The sequence below is a fragment of the Bariatricus sp. SGI.019 genome (genome assembly GCF_050315235.1).
Classification (GTDB): Bacteria; Bacillota; Clostridia; order Lachnospirales; family Lachnospiraceae; genus JAFBIX01.
Window position 1 is genome coordinate 64,207 of the sequence record NZ_JBNPOQ010000012.1, and the last position, 19,876, is coordinate 84,082.

Annotated in this window: 18 protein-coding genes; all 18 read right to left on the reverse strand. The window is 42.9% G+C overall.

Annotated features, from left to right (window positions below):
- Positions 1-63: 63 nt before the first annotated feature.
- The 18 genes from ACQRD1_RS09235 to ACQRD1_RS09320 all read right to left on the reverse strand — a co-directional run bounded on the left by ACQRD1_RS09235 (position 64) and on the right by ACQRD1_RS09320 (position 19,867).
- Entirely contained in the window at positions 64-759 is a 696-nt protein-coding gene (locus ACQRD1_RS09235; protein ID WP_427787368.1) for a CD1107 family mobile element protein, read from the reverse strand.
- On the reverse strand, positions 734-1,045 hold the full coding sequence (locus ACQRD1_RS09240; protein WP_154432961.1) for a DUF4315 family protein: 312 nt from the start codon (positions 1,043-1,045) through the stop codon (positions 734-736). Before ACQRD1_RS09240 ends, ACQRD1_RS09235 begins: the two co-directional genes overlap by 26 nt.
- A gap of 26 nt (positions 1,046-1,071) precedes the next feature.
- Complete coding sequence (locus tag ACQRD1_RS09245) at positions 1,072-3,321, reverse strand: CD1108 family mobile element protein (RefSeq protein WP_427787397.1); 2,250 nt, start codon at positions 3,319-3,321, stop codon at positions 1,072-1,074.
- Positions 3,322-3,370: 49 nt separating this feature from the next.
- A complete protein-coding gene (gene srtB, locus ACQRD1_RS09250; RefSeq protein ID WP_427787370.1) occupies positions 3,371-4,150 on the reverse strand; it encodes a class B sortase in 780 nt (259 codons plus the stop codon).
- Entirely contained in the window at positions 4,147-6,555 is a 2,409-nt protein-coding gene (locus ACQRD1_RS09255; protein ID WP_235396943.1) for a VirB4-like conjugal transfer ATPase, CD1110 family, read from the reverse strand. The genes srtB and ACQRD1_RS09255 overlap by 4 nt, the downstream gene beginning before the upstream one ends.
- Positions 6,503-6,892, reverse strand: a complete 390-nt coding sequence (locus tag ACQRD1_RS09260; protein ID WP_154580939.1) for a PrgI family protein — start codon at positions 6,890-6,892, stop codon at positions 6,503-6,505. Before ACQRD1_RS09260 ends, ACQRD1_RS09255 begins: the two co-directional genes overlap by 53 nt.
- Before the next feature lie 27 nt (positions 6,893-6,919).
- The gene (locus tag ACQRD1_RS09265; RefSeq protein ID WP_154432965.1) at positions 6,920-7,792 is read right to left on the reverse strand and encodes a VirB6/TrbL-like conjugal transfer protein, CD1112 family; all 873 of its coding nucleotides are present in this window, start codon (positions 7,790-7,792) and stop codon (positions 6,920-6,922) included.
- 19 nt (positions 7,793-7,811) lie between these two features.
- Positions 7,812-8,027, reverse strand: a complete 216-nt coding sequence (locus tag ACQRD1_RS09270) for a Maff2 family mobile element protein (RefSeq protein WP_154580940.1) — start codon at positions 8,025-8,027, stop codon at positions 7,812-7,814.
- A 161-nt stretch (positions 8,028-8,188) separates the two neighbouring features.
- Entirely contained in the window at positions 8,189-8,491 is a 303-nt protein-coding gene (locus ACQRD1_RS09275; protein WP_154433127.1) for a hypothetical protein, read from the reverse strand.
- Entirely contained in the window at positions 8,481-10,265 is a 1,785-nt protein-coding gene (locus tag ACQRD1_RS09280) for a VirD4-like conjugal transfer protein, CD1115 family (RefSeq protein WP_427787400.1), read from the reverse strand. The genes ACQRD1_RS09275 and ACQRD1_RS09280 overlap by 11 nt, the downstream gene beginning before the upstream one ends.
- A gap of 92 nt (positions 10,266-10,357) precedes the next feature.
- Positions 10,358-10,918, reverse strand: coding sequence for a PcfB family protein (locus ACQRD1_RS09285; protein ID WP_427787372.1), 561 nt, complete (start codon positions 10,916-10,918; stop codon positions 10,358-10,360).
- The gene (locus tag ACQRD1_RS09290; protein ID WP_427787373.1) at positions 10,919-11,674 is read right to left on the reverse strand and encodes a phage antirepressor KilAC domain-containing protein; all 756 of its coding nucleotides are present in this window, start codon (positions 11,672-11,674) and stop codon (positions 10,919-10,921) included.
- Positions 11,668-11,955 carry a hypothetical protein gene (locus ACQRD1_RS09295; protein WP_427787375.1) on the reverse strand — a complete coding sequence of 96 codons (288 nt, stop codon included), beginning with the start codon at positions 11,953-11,955 and terminating at the stop codon, positions 11,668-11,670. Before ACQRD1_RS09295 ends, ACQRD1_RS09290 begins: the two co-directional genes overlap by 7 nt.
- A 108-nt stretch (positions 11,956-12,063) precedes the next feature.
- On the reverse strand, positions 12,064-17,358 hold the full coding sequence (locus ACQRD1_RS09300) for a SpaA isopeptide-forming pilin-related protein (protein WP_427787376.1): 5,295 nt from the start codon (positions 17,356-17,358) through the stop codon (positions 12,064-12,066).
- Positions 17,359-17,814: 456 nt separating this feature from the next.
- Entirely contained in the window at positions 17,815-18,471 is a 657-nt protein-coding gene (locus ACQRD1_RS09305) for a sigma factor-like helix-turn-helix DNA-binding protein (RefSeq protein WP_154433122.1), read from the reverse strand.
- Between the two features lie 509 nt (positions 18,472-18,980).
- Positions 18,981-19,217: a hypothetical protein gene (locus ACQRD1_RS09310; RefSeq protein ID WP_154580941.1), complete on the reverse strand. Its 237-nt coding sequence runs from the start codon at positions 19,215-19,217 to the stop codon at positions 18,981-18,983.
- Positions 19,218-19,262: 45 nt separating this feature from the next.
- The gene (locus ACQRD1_RS09315) at positions 19,263-19,391 is read right to left on the reverse strand and encodes a hypothetical protein (protein WP_268825326.1); all 129 of its coding nucleotides are present in this window, start codon (positions 19,389-19,391) and stop codon (positions 19,263-19,265) included.
- Between the two features lie 59 nt (positions 19,392-19,450).
- Positions 19,451-19,867 carry a hypothetical protein gene (locus ACQRD1_RS09320; RefSeq protein WP_154433157.1) on the reverse strand — a complete coding sequence of 139 codons (417 nt, stop codon included), beginning with the start codon at positions 19,865-19,867 and terminating at the stop codon, positions 19,451-19,453.
- Between the last annotated feature and the right edge of the window lie 9 nt (positions 19,868-19,876).

Sequence of the window (19,876 nt, forward strand, 5' to 3'; positions counted from 1 at the left end):
CTCCTTTCACTTATATGGGAGCTGCGTTGCCCTTATACAACATCAGCTCCCACCTTTTTGGATTTATTCCTGTGATTCGACTTTCTCTTCCGGATTGTCTGATTCCTCATCCTCATTGATGGTCTCCAGCCCGTCATCCATTTCCAGACCTTCGTTTTCAGAATCATCATCTTCCTGCTTCGGTTTGTAGATCTTGAAGTAGTAATAGCCTGCAATCCCCGCTACAGCCAGAAGCAGGATCACAAACAGACCAGAATTTGTTGCTGTTTTATCCGGTTTATCTGCCTGTGTTTCTTCTTCAACAACCATGCTGCTTTCCGTATCGTCTGTATGCTCATCCTCCAGGACTACAGAAGGGGCAGTCTCTAAAGTCTGCTGCTGATCCTCATCCAGAAATTCTTTCAGGTCATTTTCATCAATCTGAGACAGCATGTACACGTTGTTCGTAGTAGCTGCCCGGTCGATTACGATATAAAACGTATTGTTATTCTTTGTTTTAATCGTCAGAAATTCCTTACTGGAATCATCGGTAATGTCATCCCTTACCTCTCCGTTACCAGGAACAGAGAACGGATCGCCATTTTCCTCGGTATGAGTATCCTCAACCACCGGTTCCTCCGTTTCTGTTGTTGATTCCTCCTGAGCAGCTTCTGTACCCTGATCCACATAGGCAAACGCAGTAGCCTGACTTCCAAAAAACATCATTGCTGCTGTCAAAAGCATCACCAGTTTTTTATTCAGTTTCTTCCATTTCACCATATTCATTTTCCTCACTTTCTCTTTTTTCTTCCTGAACAACAAAGGAGCCAGATTCTTCTTCTGACTCCCCGCTCGCTACAAATGATATCGTTCCATCCTGGATTCCGTTTAACAGGTCAAATAATTCCTGCCCTTTCAATTTCATTCCACGGATACTTTTGATCATTTCGTTATTTTCTTCCTCTTTCAGAGCTGACCGGACACCTTTCAGGTACATTTCCAGATCAGCAATCTTTTTTTCGGTCTTTTCAATCTCATCCAGATACTTTTTGATCTTCCGATTCAAATTTTCACCTTCCTTCTTTTTTATTTTTAAGGCAGTCTTCCAAAGCACATAAAATGCTGCTGCCAGTAGGATGTATTGATATTCGCATACTGGATCGGATCCCCGCAGTGAATCATCATTCCATTGCCAACATAAATTCCCACATGGCTGGCACCGCTGGTATTATAGGTTCCCTGGAAAAAGATGAGATCTCCCGGCTTTGCCTGTGACGGTGGAACATAAGTACAAAGGCCACGAAGCCCATCTGCGGTCCGACGTCCATAATTCCAGCCATTTCCACAATGATTAACTACCCAGGATACAAATCCGGAACAGTCGAAGCTGGTGCTCGGTGAAGATCCGCCCCATACATAGGGATATCCCAGATATTTTTCTGCTTCCCGGATCATTCTTGCAAAACGTTCATCCGACAGTGCTTCCGGCGGGATCTCATAGCTCATGCCGCCTCCGGCTCCGGTGATTCGGTTTACATCCCACAAATAATCCCGGTTGCCCAGTGTGGTATTTAATGCATCATACAGAATTTCCTGTTCCTCTGTCAGATTTGCCCTTGCCACTGCATCAAAATTCGTATTCGTGAGAGTGACATAGAGGACTCTCTGAGTAGTAGTGGTAGTAACCTCCACCTCCCGGCTGCCATTATCATCTGCCAGAAATGCTTCCCATGTCTGATGACCGTGGGCACTGGCTGCGGAATGGCTGTCATAATACACGTCAAAAGCAACCCCATACCTGGCAAAATTCCCTGTATCCTCAACGGTATATTCCACACCATTCATGATCACTTTCGTTCCCATAGGCACAATCGGATTATTTGCGTCTACCGCAATCGTATGATTGGCTGTCGGGTATGCACCGCTGGCTGTTGGTCCGCCGGACCATCTTCCACAACAAATGGAGCAGTTACAATATCCGCTGGTTACCACATTTCCCAGGGATTCTCCCACACGTACTGTTCTCGTTTCTGTGACAGTTTCCGTCCTTCCATGGGTTGACAGATGATACTGTGCCTGAAACAGATCCTGTAATTCATCCTTTACATCGTCATAGGTATACCCACCATACTTTGCGGTCAGGTATGAAGTCAGATGATACGGATTATGCCCGATTTCGCTGACATTGTACTGATAGGAATCGTAATCCGGATAAGTGGATTCCATGTTGTTAATCTGACGGTTCAACGCTTCTTCCATAGCAGCATAAGCATTTTCTGCAGCATAGATATCCGCATCGGTACTGGGATAGGTTGTCATACCGATCACGGAAGCTCCACCCTGAATCGAAGCACTGCAGCTTCCCAGAGAGACTGCAATCAGCATAAAAATGAGCGAAAAAATACCGATGCCAAGAAACATGGTACGGTTTCGCCTTACGATTTCTTTTAAAGCAATCTTGGCTTTTACCGTCATGTTCTCGACACCGGCAATCGTTGTTGCTCCCCCGAGACTTCCTGCTGTTTTTCCAGCTCTGGCAGCCCGGTAGGCATCTTTATATTTTTTTCTCTGGAAGAAGCGGTTTAGAAAACGCTTCTTTTCTGCATTTTGCACTGAATCCCTGGCAGTTCGGTCTGCTGCTTCCTTCGCAGCATCAAACTTCAATCTGGAAGCCTCCGGAGCATCCAGATTCATCCCTTTTCTGTGTGCTTTCACATCACTTCTCTGGCTTCTTAACTGTGCTCTGCGCAGACTGTGTGCTGCTTCATCAGCAGCTGCAATCACTGCACCGGAACCATCTACAGCAGCATTATCATCTCCATCCTCTGTTATCTGATTTCTGGCATATAGTGCAGCACCGGCTGCTACCTTTCGACCCATTCCTGTTCCGGCTCCGTGGATCATGCCGGATCCTTCATCACCAAAAGAAAGCCTACCCGATTTTTCCTGTTCTTCTGTCAGTCTCTTTCGAGCACGTTTCTTCTTTACTTGATCTTTCTGATCCGAGATACCGGATACTTCCGGAATCTGTTCCTGAGAATGAAGCTTTCCCTGGTATCGGCTGTCCTTTTTTTCTATGATTCTTTCACTGCTTGCTTTTGAAAAAGTTCTTGCAGGTCTTTCTTCAGATGCAATATCCGAAGACATTCTTAATTCCTGCACATACCTTCTCATGCGTCGGTTATCAGTTCTTCCGAAACTGTCCGATAGCCTTTTGCCGGGAGCCGCATTTTTCTCATCCTGCTCCGTACTGTCAAGCTCAGGTTCATCCCGGCTTTTCTGGCTGATTTTCTTCACAGAACCATCCCGGAGTGTTTCTTCTGTCAGACCTTCTCTTGTCATTTTAGAAAAGATCTTGTCTTTCGCTGTATATTCCTTTCCTGCCAATCATTCACCTTCTTTCATTCTCAATTTGTTTACCAATCACAACCATCCGCCCGTTTTTATGCGAATACTCACAGGTTGACAGTGTGATCAGCTTGTCTCCATACTGTGTTGTATAACCAGTGTCATAATATGACCGTTTTTTACATTCTTTGACAAATACCATATAATCCGCAGCATTTTCTGCCTTGATAAAAGAGTAGTATTCAAAATCATGCCCGGTATACACCGGAACAGCAAAGGCTGCTATGATCTGATACTGTTCCTTCCCATGAAGTGTGCTGTACTGGATGATCGGATGTTCCTGATAGAATTCTTCTGACTTATATTGATCCAAAGCTGCAAACATTTTCCCGGAACTCATGTGATGTCCATAGATGATTAAATTATCTGCATCCTCCGGATCACACAGTTCAGAAAGGAATGGAGTACCGCTTACGTCATATTCCTTCTCAAAATTTCTTCTGAGATAGTAATTCTTTTCCTCCGGATGATACATGACCGGATAATCGATTGCTGTCCCTTCAATCTTTATCCATCCAATGCAGTCCGGATTCTTTTCATGTAAAGCCAGAAGGCCAGGATCAACAATAGCAGGAGAATTACTGTCTCCCTCGATATCATCTTTATTATCATTAGTTTCCTGTTCTTCATGGATTTGTCGAATAGAGTCGAATCCTGTTTCGCTTTTTTGATCTTGCAAATACATTCCCATCAGAAAATAGAGGCTGATGGAGAGAAGGATAATGGAAACTACAAACAGAATCCGTGAGATCCATTTTCTCATTTTCTTTCTGCCTCCAGTTTCTTTCGTTCCTCTACCTCTTCCGGTTTTGTTGTCATCAGTGAATACAGTTTCAGACTCTTATCGAACTTATCCTTGAATGGAATGATGATATTTCCATAGAAAAGGAGACCTTCGCCTTCTCCGGAATTCGTTACATAGGATAACTGGTACGGAGAAATATTCAGCTGCTTTGCCAGAATCTGTCTGTCGCCTGCAGCCTGATTCAGCATCAGGATGAAATCACTGTTTTCAAAGATATTTTCAATCTCCCGGCTGGCCAGAAGATCTTTGATGTTCTGCGTGATTCCTGTTGGAATTCCACCCCATTTACGAAATCTCTTCCAGATTTCCACAGAATAAGCTGCGGTCTGTTCCTCTTTCAGAAGAAGATGGAATTCATCGATATAGTATCTGGTAGATTTCTGTGAGCCCCGGTTAATGGTAACACGGTTCCATACCTGATCCTGGACAATGAGCATTCCCAGTTTTTTCAACTGTTTACCCAGCTCCTTGATGTCGAAGCAGACAATCCGATTATTCAGTTCCACATTTGTCTGATGGTTAAACACTTTCAGAGAACCATTAACGTAGATTTCCAGTGCTGTTGCAATACGCTGGGCCTGGGGCTCTTTCTGCTTCCTCAGGCAGTCATACAGATCTCCCAGTACCGGCATATTTTCCGGTTTCGGATCTGCAAAATATTTCTGATATACAAGGGGCAGACACCGGTCGATCACTGACTTTTCCTCTGCCTCAATACCATTTCTGGTTCCCATGATTAGCTCACACAACGACAGGACAAAATCTGACTTCACACCCAGCGGATTATCATCATCGGAATAATCCATATTGATATCCATGGGATTAATATAATCCTTGCTGGTCGGAGAAATGTGGATAACCTGACCGCCGAGGGCATGGACCAGTGGATAATATTCTCCCTCCGGATCTCCGATGATAATATCGTCATTTGTCACGAAAAATGCATTGGTGATTTCTCTCTTAGCCGCAAAAGATTTTCCGGATCCAGGTGTACCGAGAATCAGCCCATTCGGGTTTTTCAGTTTCTTTCGATCTACCATAATCATATTGTTGCTGAGGGCATTCAGTCCGTAATAAAGGGATTCTCCGCCCATGAACAATTCCTGTGTTGTGAAAGGAACAAAAATAGCAGTGCTGGTAGTCGTCAGTGCCCTTTTGATCGGCACATGATTGACACCAAGCGGAACACTGCTCATCAGCCCTTCCTCCTGTTGATAATCCAGACGCCTTAACACACAGTTATATTTCTGAGCGATACCGGCAGTCTGGAATACTGCATTTTCCAGATCCTGTTTACTTTTTGCTGTATTCAAAAAGAGCGCAGTTACCAGGAACATACGCTCATTTCGTGACTGCAGATCTTCCAGAAGTCTCTTTGCCTCGCCGCCATACGTATTCAGGTCTGACGGGATGATGTCCATATCATATCCGGAACGAACTGCCTTTTTCTGTTCTTCAATTTTCATACGGTTGATATCTGTCACCTTGCTTTTTACAAGCTTGATGGCTTTCATCTGATCTACCGACTGCACATGAAGGTTTACGATCAGATCCTTATCCATATCCAGAAACTCTGCCAGCATTTTATCCGTAAGCTCCGGAGCCAGAATCTGCAGATAGGAGACTGCGCCAATCGTTATCCCCATCTGGAATGTCTTCCCTTCTTTAAATACAAAGCTGGTCGGTGCCACATAGTCCTTTGTACTGAGACCGGTCCGGATCATGGATCCATAATCAAACTGGAAATCGGCACTGGCATCCGGATTAAATGTTTCATACATAATCTGAAGCCGCTCCACACCATTCAGGGGATATGCCGGTACACCAAGCACCTTGAAATTATTCAGGATATCCGACTCGATACGTTCCAGCTTCGGTTTCGCCAGCTTGATATTCTCCGCTTCGATAGAAAACGTGATATATTTTGACTTTACCAGACCGTTATTACCCTTTGCCAGTTGATTTTTAAGCATCTGTGCATATTCCATGCGGACATCATCAAACTCATCATGCTGAGGCCGGATACGGATCACATTCTCAAATTCCTTCATATTACTTTTGTGATTGATAAAGCTCAGCTGGAAATGAATGCTGCTGTCAAAATAGTTGAGGAAATCACACCAGTTTTCAAAAATAGCATTCTTATCCTCATTCTGTGCCAGCTGATAGTTGATATCATAAAACCGGATACATTTAGAATATGTATTCCCCTGTACCCGGCAGATCCCATCCTTTCCCATCTCTTTGTATCGGATCGTCTTTTGTACCGAAAGCCGCTTTTCTTCTTTTTTCTTTGACTTTTTGGTGCTGTTATTTTTTCTTTTTGACACCTGTCTTTCCTCCCTTCTTTCCTCTGACTGCATTTTTCGAACCGATTGTTTCCGGATTCGATTCATAATAATTCTCTGTTTCGTAGGTTCTGACCGGTGGCCGGAACACTTTTACATTCAGGATGTGCAAGATCACATCCTCGAGATGCATCCCATCTTTTTCATACATGGCAAACATAAATGCCGGCAACATTAGAATCACCATAACGGTAGCCGCATTTGACATTCCAAGTATTCCTCTTGTGAGAAAATAAAACGGAATACCAATCGCTGCACCGATACCGATGCAGATGATCTGTCTCTTTGTCAGATTAAAAGCCACTTTGTTTTTTACTTTTGTCAAATCCTTTGGAACACTGACATATGCCATGGTTTATCTCTCCTTCCTGTGATTAATTTAATGGGCATTAAAAATGGACTTGCTCAGGGATCCTGTCTTAAACAAACTGAAACACAGGATGACTGTATAAGCCATTACGCCAAATAATGAAGAACTCAGATTATCTGAATACTGGATACCCGCTACCAGCACAGCGTAGATAGCGACGCATACCATCATCAGAAATGCCTGAAATGCCAGGGCAAAGAGTCCTCTGAAATAATTGGTTCCGATCTGTCCCCACTCTCTGTTGCTCATCGTGGCAAACGGGATCGGTGCGACCGAAGTATAAAGGTAAATCTCAATCATACGTCCATATAAAATTACGGTGATTAATACGGACATGATTCTCATACAGAAGCTGACGATCAGGGTTTCCAATGCCAACACTACTAATTCTCCAATCTCCATGGCTTCCAATGTAGCCTCCAGATCGGTCAATGCCGAACTGATATCAATGGCTGTACTGCCTGTGACCACACCGGATGCAGCATTTACTACATGCTGACCTACATCAAAAACAGCCATTGTAATCGTAAAAGTATTGCTTACCAGATACACTGCGATCCACATCTTCACAAAGTATTTGAAGAACATCCATGTATCAATATCATGCATGTTATTACGCTCAGTAAGCATGGAAATCAGCTCATAGCAGAGCACAAACGTAATGATGATACCTGCAATCGGTAAAATTACCGAATTGGACAGGTTCTGGATCATACTGAATATGCTGCCATTCCATCCCTGGGGAGTCTGTCCAACCTGGCTTGCAATCTCACCTGTTTTCTGATTGACATCAGTAAACATCTGATCCAGGTTGGAATTGATCATCCCTGTCAGGAGTTCCCTCATCCATTCTTCGATCGCATCAAAAATCTGATCGAACATGGATAACTACCCCTTTCTCTTAACCAAACAGTCCACTAAGAAGCGGAATTAATTGAGTACCGATGAGGATTACACCACCACCGCTCATAAGCTGTTTGATTCCCTGAGACTTTGCCCCCGGATTGTCATTTCCATAACCTTCCATCAGGTTGATGACACCCCAGACTCCAAGGCCGGCCCCGATGGCAACTACCAGTGTCTGCAAAATATTAATTGCGCTCGTAAAAAATCCCATATATTTTTTCCTCCTTCATTTGATCATTTTCTTTTCTTCTTTCTTTTTCCGGTGTTCCAGTTTTCCCAGGAACAGGGCGATCTGTTTCTTATCCTCATACAAACCTCCATCAAACAAAAAAATCCGCTCCCTATGGAACGGTTCTCAATACTGTCTGCTTCCTATTTCTTTACAGGCTCCACAAGCAGGAGCAGATATGCCATATGAGTTGTCAACTCTGCCATTTCATCATCGAATAAAAATGTCGAAGCTACCACCTCTCCTGCGGCATATCGGTTGTCACATCTGGACCGGAGCTTATCAATCAGCTCACCAAAATATGCTTTACACTTTTCCGTGGGGATCAATGCTGTAATCTTCTCCATATGGAGGATAAACGGAATATAATCCTCTTCAATAGAAGTAAATTCAAATACAAAGAGAGATTCACTTCTCCCCCTGCGTCTCATTGGTCTAATCCACATATCGTTCTCCTTCCTCAGCCTCTATGGCTGCAATGTCTTCTTTCGTTATTTCGTATTCATGCATTTCAAATGCTGTATCTCTGGAAATAACCAGCTTGTGTTCCAGATACTTTTCGATATCGAACTCATTTTTCCTGTTGTAATCAGAAAGCTCCTTATACCTTCTGTGCTTCGTAATATCATATTTGTCACTGAAAAACGGACGAACACCTCGAAGCTGCAGGATACACTTATTGCCATCCATGACTGCCAGCTCATCCCGACTCATCAGATCTTTTCCTGTCTTCTGATAATTCAGTCCATAGGAGCGGTTATTCCCTCTGGTATCTGAAGTGTTATACAGATCAATGGTCTCTTTTCCAAGGGTTTCGGATATCTCCTTTAGGGTAGAGCTTTCTTTTCCGCCAAGAAATAAAACCGTATCACAGTTGCCTATGATGGTTTCTGCCGCATCCTTATAAATTGTCTTTAGCTGAGACTGTGACTGCAAAATGATAGAAGCCGATATTTCGCGGCTTCGGATCGTAGCAATCAGCTTGTCGAATTTTGGAATCTGCCCGATATTACTGAACTCATCCAGCAACAGACGGACATGATAAGGCAATCTTCCTCCATGCTCATCATCTGCTTTATCGCAAAGCAGATTGAAAAGCTGGGTGTACATGATAGCAACAATAAAGTTGAAGGTGTCATCTGTATCACTGATAATGACAAACATGGCTGTCTTCTGGTCTCCCAGCATATCAAGCTCCATCTCATCGTATCGTGTCAGCTCCCGAAGCTCTGCAATATCAAATGGGGCTAACCTGGCACCACAGCTAATTAAGATAGATTTGGCAGTTTTTCCGGCTGCCAGCTTATATTTGCGGTACTGGCGTACTGCAAAATGTTCCGGATTCTCCGCTTCCAGCTCTTCAAATAGTTCATCCACTGCATTTTTGAATTCTTCATCTTCTTCTCTGGTTTCACTGGCATTGATAAATTCCAGAAGAGTAGCAAAATTCTGTTCTTCCTCCGGTGCTTCATACCAGATGTATCCAATCAGAGCAGTGTAGAGAAGACGTTCAGCCTTGACCCAGAAATCTTCGGTTGCTTTTTCTCCTTCCCCTTTTGTATTTGCAATGATCGTATTCACCAGTTTCAGGATATCTTTTTCGCTCCGGATATAGTGAAACGGATTATAGTGCATGGATTTTTTGAAATTGATCGTATTCAGAACCTTGATCCGGTATCCATGACGGACTAACATTGTGCCGCATTCAACAATAATGGTACCTTTCGGATCTGTGACCACATACGATACGTTATCCGGCATCTGCATGAGGTTGGGCTTCACATAGAATCGTGTTTTACCGGATCCGGATCCACCGATGACGATCACATTTTTGTTTCTTGCATACTTCGGAAGTTTCGGGCGGCTGTTCATAGTCAGCCTCTCCGTCTGTGTCAGGATGATATTATTTTCAAATACCGGATCAATAAATGGTTCAATGTCTTTTTCATTTCCCCATCTTGCAGAACCGTATTCTTCGCCCTGCCGGAACTTTTTTGCATTTTTCCCTTTCATGTACACAACACAGCGGAGAAGTAACGCCCCGATGATACCGGCTAAAAGATCCCGGATGTGGAAGCTTGGTATCCACGACCGGAAAGCTACTGGAAGATTCATCAGCATAACACCAAGCTTTTGAACCACAGTTCCGCCGATACAGTGCCGGTAAAGCCATGCACATTTCTCTACCACATAGAAAGCGATGAGATAGGGAATATTCATTGCAACCAGCTTTTTAACACTGACCTTTGATAAGCTTTGCCGGATTGCTGTTTCCAACTTTCCCGGACTTCTGGCTTTTGGTTTCTTTTTACTCATCGCTGCTGTCCCCTCACTTTCTGTTTCACTTTTTCTCTCTGGCGGTGTTTAACGTTCATCTTCTGCACAGACTTCTGCAGTTTCTTCCGCACAGAAGGCTTTTTGGATTTCTTCATGGAAACTCCTGCATATTCCTTAAATGCAGCTGTCATCACATCCACATCCTTCGCCTTAAAGAACACCAGATACCTCTGCGGTGTCACACTGTCGTCCCTTTTCAAGCTGTAATCAATGCCATATTTACGGGCAACCCGGTCAAAGGATTTGATATTCTGGTTTGCGATCTGAATATTGGTCAGCTGCGCTCCCTGTTCCTGCAGCTGCTTGATCGTCTGCTTTCCATGGGGCTTTTTCTTTTCCTGCCTTTGCTTTTCTTTTTCAATACCACGCTCTCTGGCCTGTCCCTGCTTTTCTGCCTGTTTAATCTGCGATGATTTCTGACCTTCCCGCTCCAGCTCCATAAGAAACTTTCTCATGGCAGCTTTTACCATAGAAGCGGTGATCCTGGCTCCCTGTACACTGAGCGTAATAATTCTCTCATTTACTTCTTCCTGCATTTATCCACCTTCCTTCTCAATCAGGGGAAGAATTCCCTGTTCTTTTAAAAACTCATATAAAAATCTTCTGCCTTTCTGTGTCCATTCTGTCTGGATCCTTACGACCGGACCGGTGCGGTTTGGGTGCATATAGATTGTTCTGCTCTGGACATAACCTTTCCCGGCATAATCGGCATATAACACCCATTGGTCATTGACTTTATACTGGATCCTCATATCATGAAGAAGCCGGTTAAATGAAACCGCGCTGTACCCATAATCTTTTGCAATCTGTGTGACCAGAACAGATGAGGGGGAATTCATGATCAGATCCAGATATGCAGCCTTCGGTGCCATATCTTCCAAAAGCATCTGCTGTTTGATCAGCTGATCTCCAAGCTCGGTACATTGATCCTGCAATTTGGCTATCTGGGTATTGGCCAGCTGCAATGCTCTTGCCATCACCTGTTCCGGTTGATTCCACGCCTTTTCCAGCTCCAGAAAATACTGGCGATATAGTTTTCCTTTTTCATTTCGAAGGAGCATACAGATGTGTTTTGCCATATCCACCGTAATATAGTGGTCTACACTGCATCTGCCTCCGGTACTTTTATTCATTTTTGGATAAAAGTCCTGCCCACTCTCAAAGCCGAGAGCAATAATACGATCGATCCAGACACTGTACTGTGTCTTAATGCCCAGTGCTTCATACAATTCTCTGGCACAGATCAGCGGACGGTCATTTTTAACTTCCACTCGAAGCATTGGTATCAACACATCCGCCTCCTTTTTTTCTCCCGCATTTCTTTTTGAAGCTTTGCAATACAGTATCCGATACAGGGCGTATGCTTTCCGTAAGGGCAGGTTTTGCAGTTCCCTTCCTCATAGTCATTTGGCTCCTTCTTTTCCTCCGGCATCAGGTAATAACATTCCGGCAGAATACAACCTTTGTTTTTGCCCTGCCACCAGTAGCAGTAGTCACAAGACTTTGGCTTGTCTTCCAGATACTTTCTTCCATCAATCTTTGCTCCCGGTAATATCGTTTCTTTTCTTCCCATGTTTTTCCTCATCTTTCTGAAATGCATTAAGGGCATTCATGGATCTCCTTTCCGATTTCCACAAATGCCCTTATGCTTCTGGTTCATCATTATTTTATTTCTAAGTTACTATTTACGCTTTCTTCTGATTCCAAAAGCGACTCCAAGACCACCGGCACCGATACCGAGCAGAAGCAGCCACAATTTCATGTTGCGGTCATCCCCTGTTTTTGGAGTATCTGTCGCCGGAGCAGATGGTTTAGCTTCATCCACCATCGTTACATGCTGAACTTCACCGGTATCTTTTACTTCGAATTCCACATCATTGGCAACCAGATATCCATCCGGTGCGATTTCTTCACGAAGCGTGTATTTTCCGATCGGAAGCATTTCGATGTAATGTGCTTTTTTTGTGGAAGTCCAGCTTTCCACAACCTTTCCATCCTTGTCCAGGATCGTAAGTTTAGCACCCGGAAGTTCCTTCCCTGCAATATCCTGTTTAGAGATTTCCACTTTTGTCACGTCATCTTTCATCTGATGCTTCTGAATTTCCGCTGTATTCTCTACGGTAAACTCGATGCTTTCTGCAGTCACATATCCATCGGCTGGCTGTGTTTCTATCAGAGTGTATTTCTTACCTACTGCCAGCTCTTTGATCACATGAGCTTCTTCTGTAGAAGTCCACTCATCAACAGTGTTTCCATCCTCATCTACCAGTTTCAGCTTACATCCCGGTATTTCTTTTCCACCAGTCAGATCGGTCTTTGTGATTTCAACTGTTGTTGCTTCATCTTCAAATATAAGATCTACAACAACAGAATCCTCATTTTCACCGGCATAGGAAACAGTAAATTCCTGTACTTCCTCTGCATTTACAAATCCGGCTGGCGCATAGAGTTCTTTCACATAATATTCAGCATCGATTGGAAGATCAGCAACAAAAGTAATTTTGCCTTCGGCATCGGTTGATTTCAGCTCGATGATCTCATCTGCTTCAATCAGCACCTTTCCGGTAGTAGAGGATTTGATATCTTCTTTGGCATAAAGACCAAATACGCTGCCTTCCAGTACACGATCCTGATCTTTTTCCTTTTTCACAAGATTAATGATCACTCTCTGACGGTGATTCTGCCAGTCATCATTATAGGTTACAACCGGTGTATTCTGATCCACATAGCTTAGATTCACATGACGGATTTCTGAATCGAGAACATATCCGTGAGCTGTTCCCACTTCTTTGACATAGTATTTGCCCAGTGGAAGATTACTCAGTTTTGCAATGCCGGTTTCATCTGTCGTAATCGTTGCCACCAGCTCATCTGCCTTATAATAATCTTCGCTGACACCATCCGCAGCCTTGATATCTTCCTCTGCATATACTTCGAAAGTAACATCGGTCAGGCTGCCGGTAATATAATGGAAAATATGTTCCACCACACCTTTGATCTGATCTACAAGAGACACCTCATCCAGAAATTCTCCCTTTTTATTCAGGATTAGTTCTGCAACCGGCACTTCGTCTTTCATTTCCACTTTCTGGATTTCTGCAGTATCTTCAATCGTAAAAGTGATATCATTTGCAACAAGGTATCCATACGGAGCAAATTCTTCGCGAAGTGTATAGGTCTCTCCAACGGTCAGACGTTTGATCACATGTGGTTCGTCTTTGGAAGACTCCCAGCTGTCGATGATATTTCCATCCTGGTCAAGTACCTGCAGGTACGCACCATCCAGTTCTTCGCCTGTGGTGATATCGGACTTCGTAATTTCCACAACTGTCGGCTCGTTTTTCTTAACTGCTTTCAACTCAACGGTCTGAATGTCCTGTCCCTGATAAGAAGCATCAAAGCTCAGAATCTCATCAGAAGAAACAAAACCGGCAGGAGCATGAAGCTCTTTCACATAATACTGTCCGAGAGGCAGATCCAGTGTACATTTTGCCTGACCATCTTCATCGGAAGTCATCTCCTGAAGCAGGGTATCTGCTTTTACGATTACTTGGCCATCTTTATTGATGATATCTTCGGCATTGTAGATTCCGAAGACAGCACCCGGTACGACATTTCCATTATCTGCATCCTGTTTCTCGACAGAAATCGACACTTTCTGTCTTTCATTGGTGAAGGACACCTGGTCAAATACAACCGGGGTATTCTGATCTGCATATACAAAAACAGCTTTTTCACTGTTCTCATTATGAACAAATCCTTCCGGTGCCTCGGATTCTTTTACATAATATTCGCCAAGAGGAAGATCTTTCACATACGCATATCCATCTTCATCCGTAGTTACTTTTGCCACCAGGGCATCCTTTGCATAATACAAGGTACGGTTTCCATTTTCATCCACCTGATGATCGGCAGTAAAAATATCTTCTGCAGCATATACTTCAAATGTAACGCCTTTCAGTCCACACAGCTCATACTGGAAATCATGATCATAACCGGCAAGAAGTTCTCCCTGTTTGAAAATGGTCAGTTCTCCCTTAACCGGATGATTCTCATATTCCACTTCGATAATGGCATCTTTACTGGTCGGATCGATCATATAGGCTGTGTTAGTATCTACAGATACCGTTACATAAGCAGAAGACTGTGTATATCCTTCCGGCGCGGTCACTTCTTCGATTCTGTAATTTCCGATCTTCAAATTGTTCGGAAGGATCAGATATCCGTTCTCATCGGTAAAATATGATTTGTGAACTTTGGTAGAAGGATAAGTAGTAACCTGCTCGACATATTTCTGATGATCCAGATCATATACTTTAAATTCTGTATTTGCCAGAAGCACACTCTTCTTTGTTTCATCATCTTTCTTGATGATCTTCAGCTTTGCCTCAAATTCCTTATCCAGAAGCACACGCCATACCTGCGGAGTGTCTGGGTGATTCTCATTGATTGTAACGATAAAATCATCCACCGGTTCATAGTTGTGTTTACTGGTTGTCTCTTTTACCACGTATGTTCCATACGGAAGTGGAATAGAGCAGGCATAACCCTTTTCATCTGTAAACATCTCTGTTTTTCCATCTGCTGTGATAACAACTGGATTCGCAGAAGAGAAATCATAAGACCCATCTGCTTTTACTTTCAGATCACTTGCCAGCCAGGCAGAGAAACCAATACCTTTCAAAAGATCGGCATCTGTTTTCCCGTTATTCGCTGCCTTGATAATCTGAAATGGCTGTTTGATCACATCTTCTTTGGAAATTGCTTTTCTTTCTACAACTGGTACATTTGCACCTTCGTAAGAGCAGTCTACCTCATGTTCTTCCTGATCCAGCAGATATCCAACCGGAGGAGTCAGCTCTTTAAAATAATATTTTCCCAGATACAAATTGGAAACCGAAGCCTGTCCGTTTTTATCTGTAGTCAGGGATGTGATCTGGGTTCCTTTCTTATAAAGGACACCTGTTTTCCCATCCGGATGTACAATATCCTCACGTGCAAATAAGCCATAAACAGCACCTTCCAGAGTCGCATCACCCTGAGGAGTATTTCCTGTCTCAGCATCCTGCTTATGAAGGGAAATCGTTGCTGTCACTCGTTTATCGGTCACGTTCTTGTTGGTTGTTTTTCCGATATTCAATGTTACATTGTACCCTTTGGCATCAATCGTATACCCTGTCGGAACAGAGATTTCTTTCAGATATACAACTTCCTGTGTCTTCTCAATCGTAACCTTTGATACACCATTGGCATCCGTTGCCGGCATCTGTTTAATCAGCTGTGTACATGCAGCATCGCTGTAGATACCATAAACTGCACCGGCCAGAGTATTTGATGTCTCACTGTCTTTCTTCACGATGGAAACATAACATTCTTTTGTCCATGTTACTTTAAAATCCACATACTTTTCATTTCCGACACCTTCACCAAATACCAGTGCAAGATCCTGTGTGGAAGATCCTGTTGTTATCTTATAGGCAGAATACTCTTTATCAATGCTTCCTTTCATCTTTGAAGAGAATAAAGCACCCACATCCTCAGCTTGAGATAGTGGGGCAGTAAGATAGAACTGTGTTCCACCGCAGATTTCAACGCTCGCACCTGCCGCACTGGTTTTGCCGGTAGTCACATTCACAAGCTTTACTCCCTGTGGAAGTTTAAAGGTAATGGTCTGCAATTCATCTGCTTTGAATGTAATCGTCTTTGTTCTCTGGATATTTCCTTCCACATAAGCGTTCACATCACTATCAGAAAAGCTCATATCCACATCCGGGATATCCGGCATATTGATACAGTAGTTATAAAGCTCCTTAGCAAGAGACCGTCCGGTTGCGTTCGTACCGGAATCCCAGTCACTGGATCCGTTGGCATATGCTGCCGCAAGGTGTGTGATAATAAATCTCTTACCAGCAGAGAAATCCGGGTGTTTTTCATCAAAGAATCCATTCTCGTCACTGGCTTTTGTTCCATAGTAACAAACCTTTGCCAGAGTCTTGCCATCAGATAATTTTGTAATAGAGTACGTACCATCATCCGGTCCATTCTTAGATGGCTGAACACAATATGCTGTCGCTTTGATTCCACCCCAGGACACATAATATGGTGCTGTAATGTAAGAACCTAATCCATAATCAGCATAATGATACCAGCTGCCTCTTGTAATAGATACGGACTGGCTACCGGTTTCTGCAGCCGCTAAAAGCATCGGCATTTCAAAAGTGACCATTTCTCCGGCTTCCAGTTCATTTAAGGCAATTCCCTGATCTACCGCCTCTTCCATAACTTCTGAAAGAGTAGTACCGGTTTCCGGATCAACCGTCTCCTGATTTTCCGTTGATTCGATCTCTGCATCAAATTCTTCCTCGGTGATTTCTTTCCCGGTAACCTCTGTTTCTGTCTCAGCTTCTGATACATTTACCGCTTCATCCGTTTCCGGCTGTTTCATTTCGGAAGAATCCGTTTCCGATTCATCATCACTATCCTCAGATTCTTCTGTTTCCCCGGTACCGGAATCCTGATCTGAAGAACTATCCGAATTCACAGTAGTGTCAGCTTCTTTTGAAACATCTTTTACCGTAATGTTTCTGCTGATCTGATACACCGGATGATCTGTTTTCTGGGGTTCAACAGAATATACCGTTTTATAGATATCTGCATGATCCGTAGAAAACTCTTTCCCTTCATCATTCTGGGCTGCCATGAGCTTCACTTTGGCTTTTTCACTGTCCGGAATCTCAATTCCGGAAAAGTCTGCTTTTACATCGAATCCAGACCCAACCGTTACTTCGATATCTCTGGCAGTTACCACTTCATCCTGATCCAGCTGATCTTTAATTTCCTCGTAATAAGGGATTCTACTGTCAGCTTCATCTGCGGGAGCAGCATAAGCAATTACCGGAGAAAGGGCATTGGTAAACAGTGTAATAGCTGTCAGCATACCTGATACAATTCTCATTGTTTTTCTTTTAAATTTCATGTTCTCATCCTTTCTTATTTGTCTGTATACGAAATGTTTCAGTGTAAAATTTCATATCACTTCATTTTCCTCACATCCTCCTCTCGTTTCAGATTTGTACTATTTGGGACAGTCAGCACTCACGCAAATCTCGTAATTTCTGAGATAACAGCACAAAGATGTGGCGGTATTCACGAATCTCTGTAAACACCGCCACATGGTTTCTACTGTCATCCTCCGATTTGGATTCAGACAAATAAATATTCTATTTTGAGCATTTTCCTGTTTTCATTCCCAGACCCGTTCCTGTTTCGGTTTCCATATTTCCGAAACGTATGCTCTGGCCAGATACGCGAAAGATGCATATTCAAGCCAGGTATCATTCTGGGCAGGCTATGAAGTTTTCAAGGTACGTCGGAAATAAATCCTTATACCTATCCAAAGATTCAGAGCCTCTTATACAACATGGATTGAAAATTATTTTTTATTTCTTTTTCTTTTGACATCACTTGGATTAACTTGCATATAGTTACGGATAATCACAAGTGCTCTCTGGATCAGTCCACTAGCTGCCTGCTGAGAGATTTCGAGATTCTTTGCAATCTCAGCCTGAGATGCACCTTCACAATAATATGCAATTACTGCATATCTCTGTCGTTCATTCAAAAGATCTGAAATTTCTCTCATCATTTCATTCCAAAGCACTTTTTCTGTCATATCAGGTACACAACGGGCTTTGATACTAAAGAAATCATTCTCCTCAATATCAATAGAAATCACTTTATGATTTGACAGAATTCTCCGTCTGCTGTCTTCTACACGATCCATACCAACCATCAGCGGTAAGATGTACCAGTTTTCGTTTTCAAAAAAGTCTGCTCCAAAAGCATCTTTTCTGCCATCTACCGCGCTGTAATCATAGTCCTTACATTCATGTAAGCGAAAAACAGTTCTATGTCTTCCCTCTTCATACAAAACATATCCGTTATCATAAACACTGATTTCCACACCATCTTCGATAATTTCTTTTACAACAATTTCCGCACCTGTATTCAAAAGCTCCTTTTTTCTCAAAATCACTTTTTTCTCGTCTGCAACCGGAACTCTCTTCTTTAAGTCTTTTAATGTCATCATATGGACCACCTTTCTGCCTTGCGGCTACGGGTGATCCAGTCTGCATTTGTTTGGAATATAAAAATTGGTAGCGGAAACAGTCCCGGACCAACCCGTTTTTTTTAAACGGGAGTCCGCGACTCCTCAGCTACCTTTTTCTCTGATGTGTTCTACCTCCTTATTCTCTTTTCATTGCATAATAAACAACTTTTTGAGGCCTTTCATTTTTGCAGATATTCTGTTTTTCATATTTTTCCTGTGTTTTCAGAATAAAAAATCCCTCTATCTATCCAAAGTCTCAAGGGTTCTTATACAACATGGATCTTGAAAAAAATAAAAAAACCGGCAAAACAAATGCACTTGATCGTACAGAATCGAAAATGATTCCATAAACCAGTTACAAATGTTTTGCCGGGCTCTTAATGATTCCAGTCAGATTCAGCTCCTTGACAAACTCTTGATATCCGGTGCAATCTTGATGGTTCCAGCCAAATTCACCGCCCTGTCGGATATCTCATTCTTATTCACTTTTATGATTTCTTTCCGGAAGGATTCATAAACTTCCTGGAATAAACGGACATCCTTTCTTTCAACTGTTCATCCCGGATGACCAGAGGACGGACAGAGACAATATCATCTTTGACCAAAATTTCCAATGTACTCCTGCATTTTTTGCAATCCACTTCTGAATCGCTCTGTGCACTTTTCTCCAGAAATGCTCCACAGACAGAGCAGTGTACATGCCATTTAATATTACCTGATCCCATAGGCTTCCTCCTTTAAGCAATAACATATGATCTTTCATTTATTACTCAACGGATCCAAGGGAAATAAAAATCCGCCTTATGAGCATCATGGTTGTCCATTCCGTAAGCGCCAAAGCTGCGCGGGCAATCACGATTTCCATATTCAGACTGGCTTTGACAATCTGTTGTTTTCATTTCCGCTTCCTGTCAGCTCCCACTCGCCGCCGGTTTTGCGGAAACTTCCACAAAAATAATTAACAGGGTTCTTCTAATATTTCAAACACATTTCCAGACAGATCTGTAATATCTGAAATTGGTATCTCTGTATCTCCAATCCGGAGATGAATCTGCAGATCAAAGAATTCCACAGTTCCTTCAATGGTACAATGCTTTCCTTTTCCCGGAAATTCCATACTCTCGACAAAATATGTTGCCTGAATCCACATACCTGTAGAAAGATACTGTAACTTTCTGTCCAGTTCCTGCTTCTTTTCCTCAGACAGTTCCTTTCTGGGTTCATAAAGGATCTCTTTTTTCCGGACCGACTCTTCAAATCCCCGAAGAGCAGCAAACGGTGCAAACTGCTTTGCCCGGTGTCCCACATCCATCTTTCGCCGGTTGGATACCGGTCTTGGCATATAAATTAATTTTGCATACGCACTTGCCATCATGATCTATGC

Bases quoted from the DNA above. Each gene is read 5' to 3' on its own strand.
- ACQRD1_RS09235 (WP_427787368.1), bottom strand. From the start codon at position 759: ATGGTGAAATGGAAGAAACTGAATAAAAAACTGGTGATGCTTTTGACA.
- ACQRD1_RS09245 (WP_427787397.1), bottom strand. From the start codon at position 3,321: ATGACAAGAGAAGGTCTGACAGAAGAAACACTCCGGGATGGTTCTGTG.
- srtB (WP_427787370.1), bottom strand. From the start codon at position 4,150: ATGAGAAAATGGATCTCACGGATTCTGTTTGTAGTTTCCATTATCCTT.
- ACQRD1_RS09255 (WP_235396943.1), bottom strand. From the start codon at position 6,555: ATGCAGTCAGAGGAAAGAAGGGAGGAAAGACAGGTGTCAAAAAGAAAA.
- ACQRD1_RS09260 (WP_154580939.1), bottom strand. From the start codon at position 6,892: ATGGCATATGTCAGTGTTCCAAAGGATTTGACAAAAGTAAAAAACAAA.
- ACQRD1_RS09265 (WP_154432965.1), bottom strand. From the start codon at position 7,792: ATGTTCGATCAGATTTTTGATGCGATCGAAGAATGGATGAGGGAACTC.
- ACQRD1_RS09270 (WP_154580940.1), bottom strand. From the start codon at position 8,027: ATGGGATTTTTTACGAGCGCAATTAATATTTTGCAGACACTGGTAGTT.
- ACQRD1_RS09275 (WP_154433127.1), bottom strand. From the start codon at position 8,491: ATGTGGATTAGACCAATGAGACGCAGGGGGAGAAGTGAATCTCTCTTT.
- ACQRD1_RS09280 (WP_427787400.1), bottom strand. From the start codon at position 10,265: ATGAATATTCCCTATCTCATCGCTTTCTATGTGGTAGAGAAATGTGCA.
- ACQRD1_RS09285 (WP_427787372.1), bottom strand. From the start codon at position 10,918: ATGCAGGAAGAAGTAAATGAGAGAATTATTACGCTCAGTGTACAGGGA.
- ACQRD1_RS09295 (WP_427787375.1), bottom strand. From the start codon at position 11,955: ATGGGAAGAAAAGAAACGATATTACCGGGAGCAAAGATTGATGGAAGA.
- ACQRD1_RS09300 (WP_427787376.1), bottom strand. From the start codon at position 17,358: ATGAAATTTAAAAGAAAAACAATGAGAATTGTATCAGGTATGCTGACA.
- ACQRD1_RS09305 (WP_154433122.1), bottom strand. From the start codon at position 18,471: ATGATGACATTAAAAGACTTAAAGAAGAGAGTTCCGGTTGCAGACGAG.
- ACQRD1_RS09310 (WP_154580941.1), bottom strand. From the start codon at position 19,217: ATGGGATCAGGTAATATTAAATGGCATGTACACTGCTCTGTCTGTGGA.
- ACQRD1_RS09315 (WP_268825326.1), bottom strand. From the start codon at position 19,391: ATGAAAACAACAGATTGTCAAAGCCAGTCTGAATATGGAAATCGTGAT.
- ACQRD1_RS09320 (WP_154433157.1), bottom strand. From the start codon at position 19,867: ATGATGGCAAGTGCGTATGCAAAATTAATTTATATGCCAAGACCGGTA.